The organism is Cupriavidus neocaledonicus, assembly GCF_000372525.1.
Lineage (GTDB): Bacteria > Pseudomonadota > Gammaproteobacteria > Burkholderiales > Burkholderiaceae > Cupriavidus > Cupriavidus neocaledonicus.
Window position 1 is genome coordinate 12,282 of sequence record NZ_AQUR01000088.1, and the last position, 21,297, is coordinate 33,578.

General features: G+C 69.1%; 17 protein-coding genes. 11 read left to right on the top strand and 6 right to left on the bottom strand.

What is annotated here, in order from left to right; genetic code table 11:
• Positions 1-91 precede the first annotated feature (91 nt).
• Together htpG and A3AG_RS0110280 are read right to left on the bottom strand one after the other, a co-directional pair.
• A complete protein-coding gene (gene htpG / locus A3AG_RS0110275) occupies positions 92-1,993 on the bottom strand; it encodes a molecular chaperone HtpG (RefSeq protein ID WP_018005312.1) in 1,902 nt (633 codons plus the stop codon).
• A 118-nt stretch (positions 1,994-2,111) separates the two neighbouring features.
• Positions 2,112-3,662 carry an aminotransferase-like domain-containing protein gene (locus A3AG_RS0110280; RefSeq protein ID WP_018005313.1) on the bottom strand — a complete coding sequence of 517 codons (1,551 nt, stop codon included), beginning with the start codon at positions 3,660-3,662 and terminating at the stop codon, positions 2,112-2,114.
• A gap of 84 nt (positions 3,663-3,746) precedes the next feature.
• On the opposite strand from A3AG_RS0110280, the gene A3AG_RS0110285 reads away from it, so the two are divergent.
• The 7 genes from A3AG_RS0110285 to A3AG_RS0110315 all read left to right on the top strand — a co-directional run bounded on the left by A3AG_RS0110285 (position 3,747) and on the right by A3AG_RS0110315 (position 9,316).
• A complete protein-coding gene (locus A3AG_RS0110285) occupies positions 3,747-4,424 on the top strand; it encodes a VOC family protein (RefSeq protein ID WP_018005314.1) in 678 nt (225 codons plus the stop codon).
• A 36-nt stretch (positions 4,425-4,460) separates the two neighbouring features.
• Positions 4,461-5,174 carry an alanyl-tRNA editing protein gene (locus A3AG_RS0110290; RefSeq protein ID WP_018005315.1) on the top strand — a complete coding sequence of 238 codons (714 nt, stop codon included), beginning with the start codon at positions 4,461-4,463 and terminating at the stop codon, positions 5,172-5,174.
• Positions 5,171-5,845: a LysE family translocator gene (locus A3AG_RS0110295; protein ID WP_018005316.1), complete on the top strand. Its 675-nt coding sequence runs from the start codon at positions 5,171-5,173 to the stop codon at positions 5,843-5,845. The genes A3AG_RS0110290 and A3AG_RS0110295 overlap by 4 nt, the downstream gene beginning before the upstream one ends.
• Before the next feature lie 39 nt (positions 5,846-5,884).
• Positions 5,885-6,883 carry a DMT family transporter gene (locus A3AG_RS0110300; protein WP_018005317.1) on the top strand — a complete coding sequence of 333 codons (999 nt, stop codon included), beginning with the start codon at positions 5,885-5,887 and terminating at the stop codon, positions 6,881-6,883.
• Positions 6,884-6,894: 11 nt separating this feature from the next.
• On the top strand, positions 6,895-7,362 hold the full coding sequence (locus A3AG_RS0110305) for a RidA family protein (protein WP_018005318.1): 468 nt from the start codon (positions 6,895-6,897) through the stop codon (positions 7,360-7,362).
• A 75-nt stretch (positions 7,363-7,437) separates the two neighbouring features.
• Positions 7,438-8,622 carry an aminotransferase-like domain-containing protein gene (locus tag A3AG_RS0110310; protein ID WP_018005319.1) on the top strand — a complete coding sequence of 395 codons (1,185 nt, stop codon included), beginning with the start codon at positions 7,438-7,440 and terminating at the stop codon, positions 8,620-8,622.
• A 49-nt stretch (positions 8,623-8,671) separates the two neighbouring features.
• Positions 8,672-9,316: a glutathione S-transferase family protein gene (locus tag A3AG_RS0110315; RefSeq protein ID WP_018005320.1), complete on the top strand. Its 645-nt coding sequence runs from the start codon at positions 8,672-8,674 to the stop codon at positions 9,314-9,316.
• 27 nt (positions 9,317-9,343) lie between these two features.
• On the opposite strand, the gene A3AG_RS0110320 is transcribed toward A3AG_RS0110315, so the two are convergent.
• The gene (locus A3AG_RS0110320; protein WP_018005321.1) at positions 9,344-9,997 is read right to left on the bottom strand and encodes a LysE family translocator; all 654 of its coding nucleotides are present in this window, start codon (positions 9,995-9,997) and stop codon (positions 9,344-9,346) included.
• 413 nt (positions 9,998-10,410) lie between these two features.
• Here A3AG_RS0110320 and A3AG_RS0110325 point away from each other — a divergent pair, with 413 nt between their 5' ends.
• Positions 10,411-12,093 (top strand): L-lactate permease, encoded by a 1,683-nt coding sequence (locus tag A3AG_RS0110325; protein ID WP_018005322.1) that lies wholly within the window; start codon positions 10,411-10,413, stop codon positions 12,091-12,093.
• 179 nt (positions 12,094-12,272) lie between these two features.
• The gene (locus tag A3AG_RS0110330) at positions 12,273-14,102 is read left to right on the top strand and encodes an ABC transporter ATP-binding protein (protein ID WP_018005323.1); all 1,830 of its coding nucleotides are present in this window, start codon (positions 12,273-12,275) and stop codon (positions 14,100-14,102) included.
• Between the two features lie 161 nt (positions 14,103-14,263).
• Here A3AG_RS0110330 and parC read toward each other — a convergent pair whose 3' ends face one another.
• From parC to A3AG_RS0110345, 3 genes are all read right to left on the bottom strand, one after another.
• Positions 14,264-16,603 (bottom strand): DNA topoisomerase IV subunit A, encoded by a 2,340-nt coding sequence (gene parC / locus A3AG_RS0110335; RefSeq protein ID WP_018005324.1) that lies wholly within the window; start codon positions 16,601-16,603, stop codon positions 14,264-14,266.
• Positions 16,604-16,682: 79 nt separating this feature from the next.
• A complete protein-coding gene (locus A3AG_RS0110340) occupies positions 16,683-17,492 on the bottom strand; it encodes a lytic transglycosylase domain-containing protein (protein WP_018005325.1) in 810 nt (269 codons plus the stop codon).
• Between the two features lie 96 nt (positions 17,493-17,588).
• The gene (locus tag A3AG_RS0110345) at positions 17,589-19,580 is read right to left on the bottom strand and encodes a DNA topoisomerase IV subunit B (RefSeq protein ID WP_018005326.1); all 1,992 of its coding nucleotides are present in this window, start codon (positions 19,578-19,580) and stop codon (positions 17,589-17,591) included.
• A 344-nt stretch (positions 19,581-19,924) separates the two neighbouring features.
• On the opposite strand from A3AG_RS0110345, the gene A3AG_RS0110350 reads away from it, so the two are divergent.
• Positions 19,925-21,136 carry an MFS transporter gene (locus A3AG_RS0110350; RefSeq protein ID WP_018005327.1) on the top strand — a complete coding sequence of 404 codons (1,212 nt, stop codon included), beginning with the start codon at positions 19,925-19,927 and terminating at the stop codon, positions 21,134-21,136.
• Positions 21,136-21,276 (top strand): hypothetical protein, encoded by a 141-nt coding sequence (locus tag A3AG_RS34220; protein ID WP_018005328.1) that lies wholly within the window; start codon positions 21,136-21,138, stop codon positions 21,274-21,276. The genes A3AG_RS0110350 and A3AG_RS34220 overlap by 1 nt, the downstream gene beginning before the upstream one ends.
• The last annotated feature ends 21 nt before the right edge of the window (positions 21,277-21,297 follow it).

Below are 21,297 nucleotides of genomic sequence, written 5' to 3' on the forward strand. Positions count from 1 at the left end.
GCAGGCCGAGCAAAAACCGCGATTGTTGTCCCCCCTCCCATTTATGGGAGAGGAGAGCAAACCAGCGCCGTGCAAGCCCGAATCGCGATCTTCAGGCCAGCAGCTTGTTGACGCGCTGGACGTAGGCCGCCGGGTCCTCCAGCATCCCGCCCTCGGCCAGCAGCGCCTGGTCGAACAGCACCTGCAGGCGGTCGCTGAAGGCCTCACCTTCCGGAAGGTCGCGCAGCTTCTTCACCAGCGCATGCTCGGGGTTCAGTTCCAGGATCGGCTGGGCGTCCGGCGCCTTCTGGCCGGCCTGCTTGAGCAGGCGCTGCAGGTAGCCGCTCATGTCGCCCTCGTCCGAGACCAGGCACGATGCCGACTCGGTCAGGCGCAGCGTCACGCGCACGTCCTTGGCCTTGCCGGCCAGCACGGCCTTGGCGCGCTCGATCACGTCCTTCCAGTCGGCCTCGGCCTTCTCCTGCTCGGCCTTCTCGGCTTCGTCGGCCAGCTTGCCCAGGTCGAGGTCGCCGCGCGCCACCGACACCAGCTCCTTGCCGTCGAACTCGCGCAGGAACGACAGCATCCACTCGTCGACGCGGTCGGTCAGCAGCAGCACTTCGATGCCCTTCTTGCGGAACACTTCCAGGTGCGGGCTGTTCTTGGCGGCAGACCAGGTATCGGCCGTGACGTAGTAGATCTTGTCCTGCCCTTCCTTCATGCGGCCGACATAGGCGGCCAGCGCCACGTTCTGCTCGGCGGTGTCGTTTTGCGTCGAGGCGAAGCGCAGCAGCTTTGCCACGCGTTCCTGGTTGGCCTGGTCCTCGCCGACGCCTTCCTTGAGCGCCTGGCCGAATTGCTGCCAGAAGGTAGCGTACTTGGCGCGCTCGGCTTCGTCCTCGCTGTCGGCCAGCGCTTCCAGCATCGACAGCACGCGCTTGGTGCAGCCCTCGCGGATCGCCTTGACGTCACGGCTTTCCTGCAGCAGTTCGCGCGACACGTTCAGCGGCAGGTCGGCGGAATCGACCACGCCCTTGACCCAGCGCAGGTAGCCCGGCAGCAGCTGCTCGGCATCGTCCATGATGAAGACGCGCTTCACGTACAGCTTGAGGCCGGCCTTGTGGTTGCGGTCCCACAGGTCGAACGGCGCGCGCGCCGGGATGTACAGCAGCTGGGTGTATTCGCTGCGGCCTTCGACGCGGTTGTGGGTCCACGCCAGCGGCGCCTCGTTGTCATGCGCGATGTGCTGGTAGAACGCGGTGTACTGCTCGTCGGTGATGTCGGACTTGGCGCGGGTCCACAGCGCGCTGGCCTGGTTCACGCTCTCCCACTCGTCGGTGCGCTTGTAGCTGCTGGCCTCGGCATCCCACACTTCCTTGGGCATCCGGATCGGCAGCGAGATATGGTCCGAGTACTTCTGGATGATGCTCTTCAGGCGCCACGCCGACAGGAAATCGTCCTCGCCCTCGCGCAGGTGCAGCGTGATGGTGGTGCCGCGCTCGGCGCGCGCGATCGCGTCGACGGTGAACTCGCCGTCGCCGGTGCTTTCCCAGCGCACCGCCTCCTCGGCGCCCAGGCCGGCGCGGCGGGTTTCCACCGTGACCTTGTCGGCGACGATGAAGGCCGAGTAAAAGCCCACGCCGAACTGGCCGATCAGGGCGGCGTCCTTCTGCTGGTCGCCGGACAGTTGCTGGAAGAACTCCTTGGTGCCCGAGCGGGCGATGGTGCCGAGGTTGCGGATGGCCTCGTCGCGGCTCATGCCGATGCCGTTGTCGGTGATCTTCAGCGTGCGCGCCTGGGCATCGGCCTCGATGCGGATGGCCAGGTCGGCGTCGTTCTCGAGCAGGGACGGATTCGCGATCGCCTCGAAGCGCAGCTTGTCAGTGGCGTCCGAAGCATTCGAGACCAGCTCGCGCAGGAAAATTTCCTTGTTGCTGTACAGCGAGTGGATCATCAGGTGCAGCAGCTGCTTCACTTCCGCCTGGAAGCTCATCGTCTCGTGCGGTGCGGTCATGGTTCTCCTCTTGAAAACAGGCGAATCGGGATGGGTTGGGTGGCCGCCGGGGCCGTGCCGGCAAAAATAGGGACGCCCGGGCCATTTTCAAGACCCGGCGGCGCGTCGCGAGCCGCGGCTACAGCCGTTCGAGCTGCCGCGCCAGGAAGCGCAGCATGTCGGGATCGCCGCTGCTGGCGACGTTGAAGCGCATCCACCCCGACGGCATCTGCGACGGCGAAAACAGGCTGCCCGGGGCGAACAGGTAGCCCTCCTCGTGGCCGGCGGTGGTGATCGCGTTGGAATCGCGCCCGGTGTCGGCCCACAGGTACATGCCGGCATGCTGGCCGGGGAACAGGCGCAGGCCCAGCCGCTCCAGCTCGCGCCGGGTGTCGTCGCGGGCGCGGTCCAGCCGGCTGCGCACGCGCTCGACGTGCTTGCGGTAATGCCCTTCGGTCAGCACCTTGTACAGCACCCGCTCGTTGATCTCGGGCGTGGCCAGCCCGGCCAGCAGCTTGCTGTCGGTCAGCGCCGCGGCCGTCTCCGGATGCGCCGCGACGAAGCCGACGCGCAGGTTGGCCGCCAGCGTCTTGGAAAAGCTGCCCAGGTAGATCACCCGGCGCAGCTGGTCCAGGCTGGCCAGCCGCGTGGCGGCGTGGCCGGGCGGACACAGGTCGCAGTAGATATCGTCCTCGACGATCAGGAAGTCGTACTGCTCGGCCAGGCGCAGCAGCTGGAACGCCTTGGCGGCCGACAGCGAGGTGCCGGTCGGGTTGTGCAGCACCGAGTTGATCACGAACAGCCTGGGGCGCCGCGCCTGCACGATACGCTCCAGCGCCTCCAGGTCCGGCCCTTCGCCGGTGTAGGGCACGCCGATCACCTGCGCGCCCTGCGCGGCAAAGCGGCCGAACATCACGAACCACGCCGGGTCGCCCACCAGCACCGCGTCGCCGTGCTGCAGGTAGAGCCGGGCGATCAGGTCGAGCGCCTGGGTGATGCCCGAGGTCAGCACGATCTGCTCGGCGCCGGCGCGGATCTCCAGTTCTTCCAGCCGGGTGCGCAGCTGCTGGCGCAGCGGCAGGAAGCCCTGCGGCGTGCCGCTGGCGAGGAAGTGGTTGCCGGGCTGGCGGCCGAGCCCGCGCAGCGCGCTGGCGATCAGCTCGCCGTCGAGCCAGTCATTGGGCAGGAAGCCCAGCCCGGGCGCCTTGTGCGCTTCGGCGGTATGGAACATGCTGCGCAGCAGCCAGGTTACGTCGATCTTGCGCGCCGCCGGCGCGTCGCGCGAGACCGGCGCCGCCGGCGCGGCCGGGGCCCGCTCGCGCACGTAGAAGCCCGAGCCCCGGCGCGATTCCAGGTAGCCCAGCGCCACCAGCCGCTCGTAGGCCTCGACCACGGTGAAGCGCGAGATGCCCTTTTCCTGCGCCAGCTGCCGGATCGACGGCATGCGCATGCCGGCGCGGAACACGCGCTCGTCGATGCGCATGCGGGCCCATTCGGTCAGCTGCTCGACCAGCGTCATCTGCGCCGACGGCACCGGATCCGGCAAGCGCGCGGTGGACGGCAGCACCAGCTGCAGCGCGCGCGCGGGTGTCAGGTTGGGTGTGGCTTGCGCGCCGCCTCGGCTATCCTTCTGGGGGGCCACGGCGGCGCTATCGCCGCCGGCGTCGCCCTTGCTGGGTTGGGCATCCATGTGCTGCTCCTGCAACTGTACTGAAGACGATCCGTGCAACTGTACCGGTACTGTACCGAGTACCTTGTCTACCATCAAGCCAAGATGAAGCTAGCCCTCGATCACCTCGTCGTTGCCGCCCCCGACCTCGACGCCGGCACCGACTACGTTGCCGGCGTGCTGGGCATTGCGCCCCAGGGCGGCGGCGCGCATGCGGCCATGGGCACGCACAACCGCGTGCTGGGCCTGTTCGGCGGCCTCTACCTGGAAGTCATCGCGATCGATCCGGCCGCCCCGGCGCCGGCGCGGCCACGCTGGTTCGGCCTGGACACCGATGCGGTCAGGCAGCGCCTGCGCGATGGCCCGTTCCTGCTGCACTGGGCCGCGCGCGTGGAGCGGCCCGCCGACCTGAGCCGCTGGCAGGCGCAGTATCCCGAGCGCATCGCCCCGGTCATCCCGATGCGCCGCGGCAACCTGCACTGGCGCATCACCGTGCCGGCCGACGGCAGCCTGCCGGCCTGGCCCGGCGAAGCCGGCAGCGCCGGCGACGGCGCGCTGCCCAGCCTGATCCAGTGGGACGTGACCCCCGCCCCCGGCGCCAGCCTGCCGCGGCAGGACCTGGCGCTGCGCCGGCTGTGCGCGCGCCATCCGCGCGCCGAGCTGCTGCGCCAGGGGCTGGCCTGGCTGGGCGCCGACCACCTGCTCGCGGTGGAGCAGGACGACGGCCCGCCCGGACTGATGGCCGAGATCGAGACCGCGCAGGGCATCCGCACCCTGCGCTAGCCGTCCCCGCAACAAGCCCCAAGCAAGGAGCCCACGATGTCCGCCACCCGCAAGCGTTTCGACGAAGATCCGTACCTCGATCACTGCGCCGCCACCGTGGTGGCCGCCGGCGCCGAGGGCATCGAGCTCGACGAGACCGTGTGCTACGCGCGCAGCGGCGGCCAGGCGGGCGACACCGCCACGCTGGCGCGGGCCGACGGCGACACCGTGGCCATCGTCGACACCGTCTACGCCGACGACCGCCGCCGCATCCTGCACGTGCCGGCCGCCGGGGCGCCGCTGCCGCGCGTCGGCGAGCGCGTCACCGTGGCGATCGACTGGGACCGCCGCCACCGGCTGATGCGCCTGCACACCTGCCTGCACCTGCTGGGCTCGCTGATCCCGGTGCCGGTAACCGGCTGCGGCATCTCGCCGGATGCCGCGCGCATCGACTTCGACCTGCCCGAATCCACGCTCGACAAGGCCGACCTGACCGAGCGCCTGAACGCGCTGATCCGCGCCAACACGGCGGTGCGCACCACCCTGATCACGCCGCAGGAGCTGGCCGCGCAGCCCGACCTGGTGCGCACCATCGGCGCCGCGCCGCCGGCGGGCACGGCCAGCATCCGCATCATCGAGATCCCCGGCGTCGACCGCCAGCCGTGCGGCGGCACGCACGTGGCCAACACCGGCGAGATCGGCGCGGTGGTGGTGACCAGGATCGAAAAGAAGAGCCGCACCAACCGGCGCGTGGCGGTGGCGTTCGCATGAGCGCCTCGGCACTGTTCGGCGGCCTGCTCACCGGCCTTCTCACCGGCCTGAGCGCGGCGCAGTTCGCGGCGCTGCTGGCGCTGCTGACAGTCGGCCTGTTCACGCCGGGACCCAACACCACCATCGCCGCAGTGAGCGGCGCCAACTTCGGCCTGCGCGCCACGCTGCCGCATTGCGTCGGCGTCGCCTTCGGCTTTGCCAGCATCCTGGCGCTGTGCGCGCTGGGCGTGGGCGCGCTGGTGCTGGGCCAGCCCGCGCTGGCCGCCGCGGTGCACGCGGCCGGCGTCGCCTACCTGCTGTGGCTGGCGTGGAAGATCGCGCGCAGCACCGCGCTGGCCGAAAAGCAGGTGCTGCGCCCGCTCAGCGTGTGGCAGTCGGCGGCGCTGCAGTACGCCAATATCAAGGCGTGGATGCTGGCGCTGGCGGTGGCGGCGTCGTACATGGCCGGCGCGGCGTCGCCGGTGCAGCGCGTGCTGCTGGTGTGCGGCGTCTTCGGCGTGCTCGGCTTCGTCAGCAACGGCGTCTATGGCGCGGTGGGCGCGTCGCTGCGGCAGTGGCTGCAGCATGGCCAGCGCGTGCGCTGGTTCAACCGTGCCATGGGCGCGGCGCTGGCGCTGACGGCGCTGTGGATAGCGCTCGGGGCCCGTCCCGGCGTGCCCGTGGCCGCCTGACCACGCGATCGACACCCCCTGACCACAAAGAGGCCAACCATGCCCGCCAGCCGCCCCGCTCCGCCAACGCCCTGGTCATCGACCACACCTCCGGCTCCGGCCGCGCCGGCCTCCGGCGGCATGCTGCTGGGCCTGGTCGGCGTGGCGATCTTCAGCCAGACCCTGCCGTTCACGCGCATGGCGGTGGCCGAACTGGACCCGGTCTTCGTCGCGCTGGCGCGGGCCGTGCTGGCCGCGCTGCTGGCGCTGGCGCTGATGGCCTGGCGCGGCGCGCTGCGCGCCGGCCGGCGCCCGCGCGGCGGGCAATGGGCGCGGCTGGCCGTGACCGCGCTGGGCGTGGTGGCGGGCTTTCCGCTGTTTTCATCGCTGGCCATGCGCGAGGTGCCGGCCAGCCACGGCGCCATCGTGATCGGGCTGCTGCCGCTGGCGACCGCGGTGTTCGCCGCGTGGTTCGGGCGCGAGCGGCCGTCGCCGGCGTTCTGGCTGTCGGCGGTGGCCGGCAGCGCGCTGGTGGTCGGCTTTGCCGTGTGGCAGGGGGCCGGCGGCCTGCAGCATGCCGACTGGTTCCTGTTCGGCGCAGTGCTGCTGGGCGCGCTGGGCTATGCCGAGGGCGGCAAGCTGTCGCGCGAGCTGGGCGGGCTGGAAACCATCAGCTGGGCGCTGGTGGTATCGCTGCCGGTGCTGGTGCCGGTGGTGGCATGGCTGACGCTGCGCGACCTGCCGGCGATCGTGGCGGCGTCGCCGCGCGCCTGGGGCGGCATGGCCTATGTTTCGGTGTTCTCGATGTTCGTGGGCTTCCTTTTCTGGTACGCCGGCCTGGCAAAAGGCGGCGTGGCCCGCGTCGGCCAGATACAATTGCTGCAGCCGTTCCTGACGCTGGCGGGCGGCGCGCTGATCCTGTCCGAGCCGCTCGACGCTGCCACCATCGCCTTCGCGGTGGCGGTGATTGCCATCGTGGCCCTGGGCCGCCGCGCCGCCGTGCAGCAATCCGCACCCGCCCCGGAACCCTCACCGATCCTTCCCGGACGCATTCACTGACTGGAGCCTACATGTCCCAAACCTCGGTCTACGATACCCTTGCCCGCCTCGGCATCGAACTGCCGGCCGTCAGCGCCCCCGCCGCCGCCTACGTGATGGCCGCGCAGACCGGCAACACCGTGTTCCTGTCCGGCCATATCGCGCGCAAGGACGGCAAGGTGTGGACCGGCAAGCTGGGCCAGGACATCGACACCGAAACCGGCAAGGCCGCCGCGCGCGCCGTCGCCATCGACCTGATGGCGACGCTGCATGCGCATGTCGGCGACCTGAACCGCGTCACCCGCATCGTCAAGGTGATGAGCCTGGTCAATTCGACCACCGACTTCACCGAGCAGCACCTGGTCACCAACGGCGCCTCCGAGCTGCTGGCCGAGGTCTTCGGCGACAAGGGCAAGCACGCGCGCAGCGCGTTCGGCGTGGCGCAGGTGCCGCTGGGCGCGTGCGTCGAAATCGAGCTGATCGCCGAAGTGCAGGGCTGAATCCTTACCGTCGACCGAGCGGCCGGCCGTTGCCGTGCCGCTCTCCCAAGAATCACCGCAGACTAGAGACACATCATGAAATGGGCCATTTCCCGCCGGGCGCAGCAACTCACCAGCTCGGCCATCCGCGAAATCCTTAAGGTCACCGAGCGTCCGGAAGTCATTTCGTTCGCCGGCGGCCTGCCGTCGCCGGCGTCGTTCCCGGTAGCGGCGATGGAAGCCGCGACGGCCCGCGTCTTTGCCGACAACCCGCAGGCGGCGCTGCAATACGCCGCCACCGAAGGCTACCTGCCGCTGCGCGAGTTCGTCGCCCGGCGCCATGACGTGGCGGTCGAGCGCGTGCTGATTACCACCGGCTCGCAGCAGGCGCTGGACCTGATCGCCAAGGTGATGATCGACCCGGGCAGCAAGGTGATGGTGGAAACCCCCAGCTACCTCGGCGCGTTGCAGGCGTTCTCGCTGTTCGAGCCGGATTTCGTCTCGATTCCCAGCGACGACAAGGGCCTGCTGCCCGAGGCGCTGACGCCCGAGCTGACCGCCGGCGCGCGCTTCCTGTACGCCCTGCCCAACTTCCAGAACCCGACCGGGCGCCGCCTGCCGCTGGAGCGCCGCCAGGCGCTGGTGGCGCGCGCGCAGGAACTGGGCGTGCTGCTGGTCGAGGACGATCCCTACGGCGCGCTCAGCTACACCGGCGACCAGCTGCCGAGCCTGCTGTCGATGAACCCGGACGGCGTGATCTACATGGGCTCGTTCTCGAAGGTGCTGGCCCCCGGCATGCGCCTGGGCTACGTGATCGCCCCGCCCGAGCTGCATTTCAAGCTGTGCCAGGCCAAGCAGGCCTCGGACCTGCACACGCCCACGTTCACGCAGCGCGTGGCCTACGAGACCGTGCGCGACGGCCTGCTCGACACCCATATCCCCACCATCCGCGAGCTCTACGGCAAGCAGTGCCAGACCATGCTGGACGCGCTCGCGCGCCACATGCCCGAGGGCGTCAGCTGGAATACGCCCGAAGGCGGCATGTTCATCTGGATGGAGCTGCCCGAGGGGCTCGACAGCATGGTGATCCTGGAAGAAGCGGTCAGGCGCAACGTCGCCTACGTGCCGGGCGCGCCGTTCTACGCCAACAACCCGAAGCGCAACGCGCTGCGCCTGGCCTTTGTCACGGTGCCGGCGGAGCGCATCGAGCAGGGCGTGGCGATCCTCGGCGAGCTGTTCCGCGAAGCCATCGCCGCGGCACGGCAGCCGCGCGCCGCCTGAAGCCACGGATAAACGGGTAAACGCGGGCGCACCTGACTTGGGAGACGACATGTTGCGTATCTGGGGCCGGCTTTCCTCCATCAACGTGCAGAAGGTGGTCTGGTGCGCGCGCGAGCTGCACCTGGACCACGAGCGCATCGATATCGGCGTGACCAAGGGCGACCTCGACACCGAGGCCTATGTGCGCCTGAACCCCAACCGCCAGATCCCCGTGATCGAGGATTTCCGCGGCACGGATGTGGGCGGCGAGCCCTTCGTGCTGTGGGAGTCCAATGCGATCGTGCGCTACCTGTGCGCGCGCTACGGCGAAGGCACGCTGTGGCCCGAGGACGTGAAGGCGCGCGCCTCGGCCGACCGCTGGATGGACTGGCAGACCACCGCCTTCAGCCCGGCCATGGTGACCGCGTTCCTGAACCTGGTGCGCAAGCCCGAAGCCGAGCGCGACCCGGCCGCGATCGAGGCCTCGTGCGAGCGCACCGAGCCGCTGGCCGCGCTGCTGGACCAGGCGCTGGCCGGGCGCGAGTTCATCGGCGGCGACCGCTTCACCATGGCCGACATCTCGCTGGCCTGCGCCGCGCACCGCTGGATGGGACTGCCGCGCCAGCACCAGCCGCGCCCCGAGCTGGAGCGCTGGCTCAACGCCATGCGCGCCCGCCCCGCCGCCGGCGGCATCCTGGAACTGCCGCTGCGCTGAGCCGCGGCAGTTTTTTCACCCGCCCTCCTACTTCGGCGCGCGCGAGCCCGACGCCGCCGTGAACACCCCCAGCCCGATAAAGGCCGCGCCGGTCAGGTAGCGGCCCAGCGCGCGTGCCCGGCCGGCGCGGCGCAGTGCCGGCATCACCGCGGCGGCGGCCATCACGTAGCAGGCATCCGTGGTCGCGGCGATCAGCACGAAGGCCACGCCCAGCGCCAGGCTCTGCGCCAGCGCCGAGCCCGCCGGGTTCATGAACTGCGGCAGGAAGGCGGCGAAGAAAATCGCGGTCTTGGGGTTGAGCAACGCCACCACGAAGCCATCGCGCACCACCTGGCGCAGGCTGCGCGGCGACACCTCGGGGGCGCCGCCATCGGCCCCGCTGCCGCCGCCGCGCAAGGCTCGCACACCCAGCCAGATCAGGTAGGCCGCCCCGGCGTACTTGACCACCGTGAAGGCCAGCGCCGAGACCGAGAACAGCACCGCCAGCCCCAGCGAGGCACCGATGGCATTGCCCAGGTTGCCCAGCGCCACCGCGCCGATCGAGGCCAGCCCGGCCTGCCGTCCCTGCGCCAGCGTGCGCGTGACGATATAGACCACGGCCGGGCCCGGCGTGATTGCCAGCGCCAGGCTGGCCACCACGAAGGCCGTCAGCAGAGGCCACGGCGGAAGGAATTCAGTCATGGGAAACCTCGCCTCGAAGTGGGATGGCGTCGGCGGTATGCCGGCGCGCTGCCCGCCAGTATGGCGCCATGGCGGCGCCCGCGCCAGCGGCGCAGCAATCGTCGCCAGCCCCGGTCATGCTGGCGCGCCGCTGGCTTGCAGACTTTTGCAACGGGCGCCGTTTAGAGTACTCTGGCCGGGTGTGCCGCAAGGGCCCCATTGGCGCCGCCGTGCTCTCCGGGCAAACCCTGATCCTTGAATGTGGCTCATCGCGATCATGACGCGATGTACGGCGGTCGCAGGCGGGCGCTTTTTTAAAATCCTTGTTCTTTGCCGGCGCGGCGGATACCGCACGCCCGGGCAAAGCGCATGCGGGAGTTCCAGGGCACGCAGATCGCCCGGGCGCCCGAGCCAACCAGAGGAGGATTTCGATCGTGTGGAGTCAAGTCTATGACCCGCTAGGCAATATGGCGCTGTCGACCATTGCCGCGGGCATCCCCGTCGCCGTGCTGCTGGCAGCGCTGGCGTTCTTTCATATGCAGGCGCACCTGGCGGCGGGCCTGGCGCTGCTGATCGGCATCGTGGTCGCGTCCACCGTGTTCGGCATGCCGGCGGCCATGGCGGGCAAGGCGGCGGGGCTGGGCATCGTGTCCGGATTGTTCCCGATCGGCTGGATCGTGCTGAACATCATCTTCCTGCACCGGCTCACCACGCTGAACGGATCCTTCAAGGTCTTGCAGAACTCGATCTCGGGCATCACCGAAGACCGCCGCCTGCAACTGCTGCTGGTGGCGTTCAGCTTCGGCGCCTTCTTCGAGGGCGCGGCCGGCTTCGGCACGCCGGTGGCCGTGACCGGGGCGATCCTGATCGGGCTCGGCTTCTCGCCGCTGGCGGCCTCGGGCCTGGCGCTGATCGCCAACACCGCGCCGGTGGCATACGGCGCGCTGGGCGCGCCGATCATCGGCCTGGCGTCGGTGACCGGGCTGGACCTGCTCGACCTGTCGGCGATGATCGGCCGGCAGCTGCCGTTCTTCTCGGTGATCGTGCCGTTCTGGCTGATCTGGGCCTTCGCCGGCTTCCGCGGCATGCTGGCGATCTGGCCGGCGATCCTGGTTGCGGGCGTGAGCTTCGCCATCCCGCAATACCTGGTCTCGAACTTCCACGGCCCGTGGCTGGTGGACGTGATTGCCGCGCTGGTGTCGATGGGCACGCTGACGCTGTTCCTGAAGGTCTGGCATCCGAAGGAAATCTGGACCTCGACCAAGATCCTGGGCCGCCACGACGACTCCAGGGTCGACCACCCCGAGGCCCTGGCCGCCGACGCCCGCGCCAGCGCCGCCTCGGCCGGCATCTCGGTGGCCAAGGCCTGGATGCCGTGGGTGATCCTGACGGTGTTCGTGTTCGTCTGGGGCATCCCCGAGTTCAAGAAGCTGATGGATAGCCTGTGGGCCTGGAAATTCCCGGTGCCGGGCCTCGACAAGGCCATCGTCAAGGTGCCGCCGGTGGTGCCCAAGGAAGTCATCGAAGGCGCGGTGTTCAACTTCAACGTGCTGTCGATGGCCGGCACCGGCATCTTCGTCTCAGCCATCGCCGGCGGCCTGCTGATGGGCTACTCGGTGCCGCGGCTGTTCAAGGAATACTGGGAAACCATCAAGCTGGTGCGCTACTCGCTGCTGACCATCTGCGCCATGTTCGGCGTCGGCTACCTGACCCGCTACTCGGGCCTGGATGCGACGCTGGGCCTGGCCTTTGCCCACACCGGCGTGTTCTACCCGCTGTTCGGCACCATGCTGGGCTGGCTGGGGGTGGCGCTGACCGGCTCGGACACGGCCTCGAACGTGCTGTTCGGCGGCCTGCAGAAGACCACCGCCGAGCAGCTCGGCCTGTCGCCGGTGCTGATGGCGTCGGCCAACAGCTCGGGCGGCGTGATGGGCAAGATGATCGACGCGCAGTCGATCGTGGTGGCCTCGACCGCGACCAAGTGGTACGGCCATGAAGGCGACATCCTGCGCTACGTGTTCTTCCATTCGATCGTGCTGGCAATCCTGGTCGGCCTGTTCGTGACGCTGCAGGCTTACGTGCCGCCGTTCACGCATATGGTGATCCACCACCCCTGACGCGGCCGACGCCGCTGCCGCCGCAGCGGTTTTCCCATGGCGTTCCGGAAAAGGCCCCGCCCCAGGCGGGGCTTTTCCATTGGTCAAGGCGCGTATCATGTTGCGTCTGCTCCGCCGCAAGCGCCCGGCATCCCACCAGGACGAGCGGGCGCGCCGTGGCACACAACGGGAAACCCGCCATGTTGCGTCGCCTGGAAAGACTGATCGACCCCTTCCGCCATATGCCCGACCGCGAGCCGCCGGGCCAGGTGCTGCGCTTCTACACCTGGTACCTGCGCGAGGTCTGGGGCGTGTTCGTGCTGCTGTTGCTGGTGGGCCTGGTCGGCGCGCTGATCGAGGTGGCGCTGTTCAGCTTCCTCGGCCGGCTGGTCGACATGGCGCAGACCACGCCCGGCGCCGAGTTCTTCAGCCGGCACCGCAACGAGCTGGTGTGGATGGCGGTGGTGGCGGTGCTGCTGCGCCCCATCTTCTTCGGCCTGCACGACGTGCTGGTGCACCAGGTGATCAGCCCCAGCCTGTCCAACCTGATCCGCTGGCAGAACCACCGCTACGTGCTCAAGCAGAGCCTGTCGTTCTTCCAGAACGACTTTGCCGGGCGCATCGCCCAGCGCATCATGCAGACCGGCTTCTCGCTGCGCGACTCCGCGGTGCAGGCGGTCGATGCGCTGTGGCACGTGGTGATCTACGCGGTCAGTTCGCTGGTGCTGTTCGCGCAGGCCGACTGGCGCCTGATGATCCCGCTGCTGCTGTGGATCGTCTGCTACGTGGCCGCGCTGCTGTACTTCGTGCCGCGCGTGAAGCAGCGCTCGGTGGTCGCCACCGAGTCGCGCTCGCGGCTGATGGGCCGCATCGTCGACGGCTACACCAACATCACCACGCTCAAGCTGTTCGCCCATACCCGGCAGGAAGAAGACTACGCCCGCGACGCCATGGCCGAGCAGACCGAGAAGACGCGGCAGGCCGGGCGCATGGTCAGCGGCATGGACGTCACCATCACCGCGATGAATGGCGCGCTGATCGCCGCCACCACCGGGCTGGCGGTGTGGCTGTGGAGCACCGGCCATGTCACTACCGGCGCGATCGCGCTGACCACCGGGCTCGTGATCCGCATCAACAATATGTCGGGCTGGATCATGTGGGTGGTCAACGGCATTTTCGAGAATGTCGGGCAGGTGCAGGACGGCATGAAGACCATCGCGGTGCCGCGCCAGGTCACCGACCGCGCCAATGCGCAACCGCTGCGCGTCACGCACGGCGAAGTCCGCTTCGAGCAGGTGGGATTCCACTACGGCAAGGGCTCGGGCGTGATCGAGGGTGTCAACCTGACGGTGCGGCCGGGCGAGAAGATCGGCCTGGTCGGCCCTTCGGGCGCCGGCAAGTCGACCCTGGTCAACCTGCTGCTGCGGCTTTACGACGTCGAGCGCGGCCGCATCCTGATCGACGGCCAGGACATCGCCTCGGTCACGCAGGAGAGCCTGCGCGCGCAGATCGGCATGGTCACGCAGGACACCTCGCTGCTGCACCGCTCGATCCGCGAGAACCTGCTCTACGGCAAGCCCTCCAGCACCGAAGCCGAGCTCGCCGCCGCGCTGCACCGTGCCCGCGCCGACGAGTTCATTCCGCACCTGGTCGATGCCCACGGCAACACCGGGCTGGAGGCGCAGGTCGGCGAGCGCGGCGTGAAGCTGTCAGGCGGCCAGCGCCAGCGCATCGCGATCGCGCGGGTGCTGCTCAAGAACGCGCCGATCCTGATCCTGGACGAAGCCACGTCCGCGCTCGACTCCGAAGTGGAAGCCGCGATCCAGGAAAGCCTGGAAACGCTGATGCAGGGCAAGACCGTGATCGCGATCGCGCACCGGCTCTCGACCATCGCCCGGATGGACCGGCTGGTGGTGCTGGACCGCGGGCATATCGTGGAAAGCGGCACGCATGCGGAACTGCTGGCGCATGGGGGGCTGTATGCGCGGCTGTGGGCGCATCAGACGGGAGGGTTCGTGGGGGTGGATTGAGACGTTGCCCGCCAGCTTGGGGGCTCCCTCTCCCGCTTGCGGGAGAGGGTTGGGGTGAGGGCGGGAGTCTCTTCGAAGTCAGGCCTGCGGTATGCCACCGCCTGCCCTCACCCCCTGTCCCTCTCCCGCAAGCGGGAGAGGCAAGCAAACCAGCGCGCCACTCAATTGCCCGCAGGCGCCTCCACCCGCACCGGCTCGATCCTCGGCTCCTTCAGCTTCGCCTCGAGTGGCTTGCCCTTGCGCGCGCGCTTGCCCACGTACGGCAGCAGCGACTGCCCGGCCAGCTTCTGCGACGACGGCTTGCCGCCGCGGCCCGCGCCGGACAGCACCAGCCCCGGAGCACCCACGGCGACCGCCTGCAGCAGCTTCTCTTTGGGTTCGAGCTCCATCAGGATCACGCCGCGGCCACCGGCGGACAGCACCTTCACCTCATCCAGCGCCACCAGCAGCAGGCGGCCGTTGCCGGACAGGCAGGCCGCGTGCGTGGCCTCGTCGCCGATCGGCGCCGGCGGCAGCGGGGCATCGCCGTCGTCCAGCGTCAGGAACGACTTGCCGCCCTTCTGCCGCCCGGTCATGTCGCCCACCGTGGTCTGGAAGCCGTTGCCGTTGGCGGTGGCGATCAGCACGCGCTGGCTGGCGCTGCCGGCAAAGGTGTGCGCCACCTGGCTGCCCGATTGCAGCTCGATCAGCGTGGTGATGGGCACCCCGTCGCCGCGCCCGCCCGGCAGGCTGGAGACCGGCACGGAATAGACCCGGCCGTTGGTGCCGAACACCAGCAGCACGTCGACGGTGCGGCAGTCGAAGGTGTTGTAGAGCGCATCGCCCGCCTTGAAGGTGAACTGCTGCGGATCGTGGCCGTGGCCCTGGCGCGTGCGCACCCAGCCCTTCTGCGACATCACCACCGTCACCGGCTCGTCGATCACGCGCACCTCGGCCGCAGCGCGGCGTTCTTCCTGGATCAGCGTGCGGCGCGGGTCCTTGTCTTCCGGGCTGTATTGCTTGGCATCGGTCTCGATCTCCTTGATGATGCGACGGCGCATCATGGTCTCGGACTTGAGCAGCACGTCGAGGTCGGCCTGCTCCTCGCGCAGCTCCTTGAGTTCCTTCTCGATGCGGATCGCTTCCAGGCGCGCCAGCTGGCGCAGCCGGATTTCCAGGATGTCCTCGGCCTGGCGGTCGCTCAGCCCGAAGGCCTCGATCAGCGCCGGCTTGGGCTCGTCGCTCTCGCGGATGATGCGGATCACCTCGTCGATATTGAGCAGCACCAGCATCCGGCCTTCGAGGATGTGGATGCGGTCCTCGACCTTGCCCAGGCGATGGCGCGTGCGGCGCGTGACGGTGTTGAAGCGGAACGCGATCCACTCGCCCAGGATCTCGCGCAGGCCCTTCTGGCGCGGACGGCCGTCGGTGCCGATCATCACCAGGTTGATCGGCGCGCCGGATTCCAGGCTGGTATGCGCCAGCAGCGTCTGGATGAACTCCTGCTGGTCGATGTTCTTGCTCTTGGGCTCGAACACCAGCCGCACCGGCGCGTCCTTGCCGGACTCGTCGCGCACCGCGTCGAGCACCGCCAGCACGGTGGCCTTGAGCTGCTGCTGGTCCGGCGTCAGCGCCTTCTTGCCGGTCTTGATCTTGGGATTGGTGATTTCCTCGATCTCTTCCAGCACCTTCTGTGCCGAGGTATTCGGCGGCAGCTCGGTCACCACCAGCTGCCACTGGCCGCGCGCCATTTCCTCGATGGTCCAGCGCGCGCGCACCTTCAGGCTGCCGCGGCCGTTCTCGTAGATCTGCGCGATATCGGATGCGGGCGAGATGATCTGCCCGCCGCCGGGATAGTCCGGCCCCGGCATCAGCGCCAGCAGCTCGGCCAGCGCGATGTTGGGGTTGCGGATCATCGCCACGGTGGCGGCGGCGACCTCGCGCAGGTTGTGCGGCGGGATCTCGGTGGCCATGCCCACCGCGATGCCCGAGGCGCCATTGAGCAGCACGAACGGCAGCCGCGCCGGCAGCAGCCTGGGCTCCTGCATCGAGCCGTCGTAGTTGGGGATGAAGTCGACCGTGCCTTCGTCGATCTCGTCGAGCAGCAGCCGCGAGATCGGCGTCAGTCGCGCTTCGGTGTAGCGCATCGCCGCGGCGCCGTCGCCGTCGCGCGAGCCGAAGTTGCCCTGGCCGTCGATCAGCGGGTAGCGCAGCGAGAAGTCCTGCGCCAGCCGCACCAGCGCGTCATAGGCGGACTGGTCGCCGTGCGGGTGGAACTTGCCCAGCACGTCGCCGACCACGCGCGCCGACTTGACCGGCTTGGCGTCGGCGCGCAGCCCCATCTCGTGCATCGCGAACAGGATGCGCCGCTGCACCGGCTTCTGGCCGTCGGCCACCTCGGGCAGCGCGCGGCCCTTGACCACGCTGACGGCGTAGTCCAGGTAGGCGCGCTCGGCGTAGCGGGCCAGCGTCAGCGAATCGGCCGGCTCTTCAGGTTGAAACGTGATGTCTTGTTGTTCCATGGATAGGCAAGGATTCGGCGCGCCACGCGTCGGACCTCGACGGCCGGCGCACCGGTTGCTTGTGATTCGTGGGTGCCGCTCAGGGCATGGGCCGGCGCGCGCCGAGCACCATCTTCACGCGCGGGCCGTCGCCATCGCCCGGGCCGGCGCCGGCGCTGGCGCGCCTGAGCACCACGCCCTGCTGCGGCTGGTACAGCCGGTAGAACTGCAGCACGGTGCTGACATACTGCCGCGTCTCCGGATAGGGCGGGATGCGGTTGTTGTAGCGCTGCACCGCGCCCTCGCCGGCGTTGTACGCCGCCAGCACCAGCTCGAGGTTGTCGGGGAACTGCTGCATCAGCCAGCTCAGGTAGCGCACGCCGGCGGTGATGTTGGTGCGCGGATCGGCCAGCTTCTGCTCGATGGTGCGGCGCGCATCGGCGCTGACGCCAAAGCGCGCGCCGGTGTCGGGAATCACCTGCATCAGGCCGATCGCGCCCTTGGGCGACACCGCCGCCGGGTTGAAGCCGGATTCCACCGCCATCACCGCCTTGACCAGCGCCGGATCGACATCCTGCTTGCCGGCGATCTGGTGGATCAGCGGCTCGACGGTCTTGATATTGGGATGGTTGAGGACGTAGCGGTACAGCTTGTGCTGCTCGAGGTCGATGGCGCCGCCCGCCGCCTGCGCCTGCCGCGCGGCCAGGCGCCCGGTGTCGAGCTTGCCGCCGTCCTTCATGAACAGCTTGTAGCGCGCGTCGAGCTTCTGGTCGGCGAAGTGCGCCACGCCGTCGGCATCGATAAAGCCCCACAGCTCGGCATGCGCCGCCGGCACGCAGGCGAGCCCGGCCAGCGCCAGCAGGACTGCCGTTGCCTTGCGCCAGGGGTTGCCGCGGGTTCTCGTCTTCATCGTGCGTTCCAGAGTAGGCGGACCGGAGCGGGCATTATGCGCCAATCGGGCCGGGCTGGCACCGGAGCTGCCGCGCCCGCGGCGCGGCGCCCGGGCTCAGATGTCGGCCTCGACCTCGTTGCCCTTCTCTTCCAGCCAGCTGCGGCGCTGGGCGGCCTCGCCCTTGCCCATCAGCATGTTCATCATCTCGACGGTCTGCGGCAGGTCGTATTCGCCCAGCATCACGGGCAGCAGGCGCCGCGTGTCGGGGTTCATGGTGGTTTCCCACAGCTGCTCGGCGCTCATTTCGCCCAGGCCCTTGAAGCGCGAGATCTGCCATGAGTTTTCCTTGACGCCGTCCTTGAGCAGCTTGTCCTGGATGGCCTCGAGCTCGCCTTCGTCGAGCGCGTACAGCTTCTGCGCCGGCTTCTTGCCACGCGCCGGGGCATCGACGCGGAACAGCGGCGGACGCGCCACATAGACGTTGCCGGTCTCGATCAGCTTGGGGAAATGCCGGAAGAACAGCGTCAGCAGCAGCACCTGGATATGCGCGCCGTCGACGTCGGCATCGGAGAGGATGCAGATCTTGCCGTAGCGCAGGTTGGACAGGTCGGGCTCGTCGTTGGGGCCATGCGGGTCCACGCCGATCGCCACGGCGATGTCGTGCACCTCGTTGTTGGCGAAGAGGCGGTCGCGCTCGGTCTCCCAGGTGTTGAGCACCTTGCCGCGCAGCGGCAGGATGGCCTGGAACTCCTTGTCGCGGCCCATCTTGGCCGAGCCGCCGGCGGAGTCGCCCTCGACCAGGAACAGCTCGTTGCGGGTCACGTCGGTGGACTCGCAGTCGGTCAGCTTGCCGGGCAGCACGGCGACGCCGGAGCCCTTTTTCTTCTCCACCTTCTGCGCCGCGCGCGTGCGCGCCTGGGCCTGGCGGATCACCAGCTCGGCCAGCTTCTTGCCGTACTCGACATGGTGGTTCAGCCACAGCTCCAGCGCCGGGCGGCTGAAGGTGGACACCAGCCGCACCGCGTCGCGGCTGTTCAGGCGCTCCTTGATCTGGCCCTGGAACTGCGGGTCCAGCACCTTGGCCGACAGCACGAACGAGGCGCGCGCGAACACGTCCTCGCTCATCAGCTTGACGCCCTTGGGCTGCAGCGCGTGCATCTCGATAAAGCTCTTGACCGCCTGGAACAGCCCTTCGCGCAGGCCGGACTCGTGCGTGCCGCCGGCCGGCGTGGGAATCAGGTTGACGTAGGACTCGCGCACCGGCGCGCCGTCCTCGGTCCAGGCCACCACCCACGAGGCGCCCTCGCCGTCGGCAAAGCCTTCCTCGCCGGGATTGGCGTCGGGGTCGGCAAAGTGCTCGCCCTCGAACATCGGGATCACCAGCTCGGCGCCGCTGCCCTGCGCCAGCGCCTCGACCAGGTACCCCTTCAGGCCCTGGTCGTACTGCCAGGTCTGGCGCTCGCCGGTCTTTTCGGTCACCAGCGTGACCTTGACGCCCGGCAGCAGCACGGCCTTGCTGCGCAGCAGGCGCTGCAGCTCGGCCAGCGGGATCGCGGCCGAATCGAAATACTTGGCGTCCGGCCACACCTGCACGCGCGTGCCGTTCTTCTTCTCGCCGCGCTCAAGCTTGCGCGAGGCCAGCGGCACGGTCACGTCGCCGCCGGAGAAGGTCAGCGTCGAGCACATGCCGTCGCGCCACACGGTCACGTCGAGCTGCGTCGACAGGGCATTGGTCACCGACACGCCGACGCCGTGCAGACCGCCGGAAAAGGCATAGGCGCCGCCCTTGCCCTTGTCGAACTTGCCGCCGGCATGCAGCCGGGTAAAGACGATCTCGACCACCGGCACGCCCTCTTCCGGGTGGATGCCCACCGGGATGCCGCGGCCGTCGTCTTCCACGCTGAGGCTGCCGTCGCGATGCAGGGTCACCAGGATCTCGGAGCCATGGCCGCCGAGGGCCTCGTCCGAGGCATTGTCGATCACCTCCTGCACGATATGCAGGGGGTTGTCGGTCCGGGTGTACATGCCGGGGCGCTGCTTGACCGGCTCCAGGCCCTTCAGGACCCGGATGGAAGATTCGCTGTACTGACTGGTTTTGCTCGCCATGGAGTCGCTACGAAAGTGATGGTCCGGCTGCCGCGAGGCGCACAACTGTGCACGCGCCGGGGCACCGGGCACTGCATTGTAATGGAAGCGCGCGACGCCAATCCCGCGGAAAAACGCCCGCACGCCGCGGCCTGCGCCGACCCGGCTTGCCGTGCCGCCGGCACTTATTGCCCGGGCGCCGCGGCCGGGTGCGGCGCCGTACGCGTTTTCCCGAGGCGGAGTAAACTCCCCAACACCCGGCCCCGGCAAGCCTGATTGCCGTTCCGGCGCGGCAAAACAACAAGCACAGACAATCCTGTCGGCGTCGCCCCACCCGGCGCGGCCGCCGCACACCGAGCCAAGACATGCAGAACCGACAACTCTCCCTGACCACCGTGCTTGTGTGCGGTGGCCTGCTGGTCACGCTTTCGATGGGCATCCGGCACGGCTTCGGCCTGTTCAACCTGCCGATCACCCAGGCCCATGGCTGGAACCGCGAGACCTTCGCCTTTGCGCTGGCGCTGCAGAACCTGATGTGGGGCGCCAGCCAGCCCTTCGCCGGGGCGCTGGCCGACAAGTTCGGCGCGCTGCGCATCATGCTGGTGGGCGTGGCGCTGTATGTTGCCGGGCTGGTGGTGATGGCGCTGGCGACCAGCGGCACCGCCTTCGCCACCGGCGCCGGGGTGATGATCGGCATCGCCCAGTCCGGCACCACCTACAGCATCGTCTATGGCGTGATCGGCCGCGTGGCCAGCCCGGAAAAGCGGGTCTGGGCCATGGGCATCGCCGCCGCGGCGGGCTCGTTCGGCCAGTTCCTGATGATCCCGGTGGAACAGGGGCTGATCTCCGGCCTGGGCTGGCAGAACGCGCTGTACGTGATGGCGTTGATGGCCTGCGTGATGCTGCCGCTGGCGCTGACCCTGCGCGAGCCGCGCGAGGCCGCCCACACCGGCGGCCACCACCAGACCATCGGCCAGGCCATCCACGAAGCCTTCGGCAACCGCAATTTCCAGCTGCTGACGCTGGGCTACTTCGTGTGCGGCTTCCAGGTGGTCTTTATCGGCGTGCACCTGGCGCCGTATCTGAAGGACCAGGGCCTGACCGATCCCAAGGTGGCCGTGGTGGCGCTGGCGCTGATCGGCCTGTTCAATGTCTTCGGCACCTATACCGCCGGCGCGATGGGCCAGCGCCTGCCCAAGCGCTACCTGCTGGCGGCAATCTACCTGGCGCGCTCGGTGGTGATCGCCGCCTACCTGCTGCTGCCGCTGACGGTCGCCAGCACCTGGGTGTTCGCGGCGGTGATGGGTTTCCTGTGGCTGTCGACCGTGCCGCTGACCAACGGCATCATCGCGCAGGTGTTCGGGGTGAAATACCTCTCGATGCTGTCGGGGGTGGTGTTCTTCTCGCACCAGATCGGCAGTTTCCTGGGCGCGTGGCTGGGGGGCTATCTGTATGACCGCACCGGCGGCTACCACACGGTGTGGCTGATCGCGATCGCGCTCGGGGTGCTGGCGGCGCTGGTCAACCTGCCGATCCGCGAGCAGGCGGTGGTGCGGGCGCAGCCGGCGGCGGCCTGATGAGCACGGCCCAGGCGCGCATGGGGAAGGCAGCCGGGCTGGCGGTGCTGGCCGGGGTGCTGGCGCTTGGGTTCGTGGGCTACCTGCGGCCGGGCTTCATCGTGGATCTGACGAATATGGTGTTGGCTTGGTGTGGGTGAGGGTCGCTAGCTGACACGTCT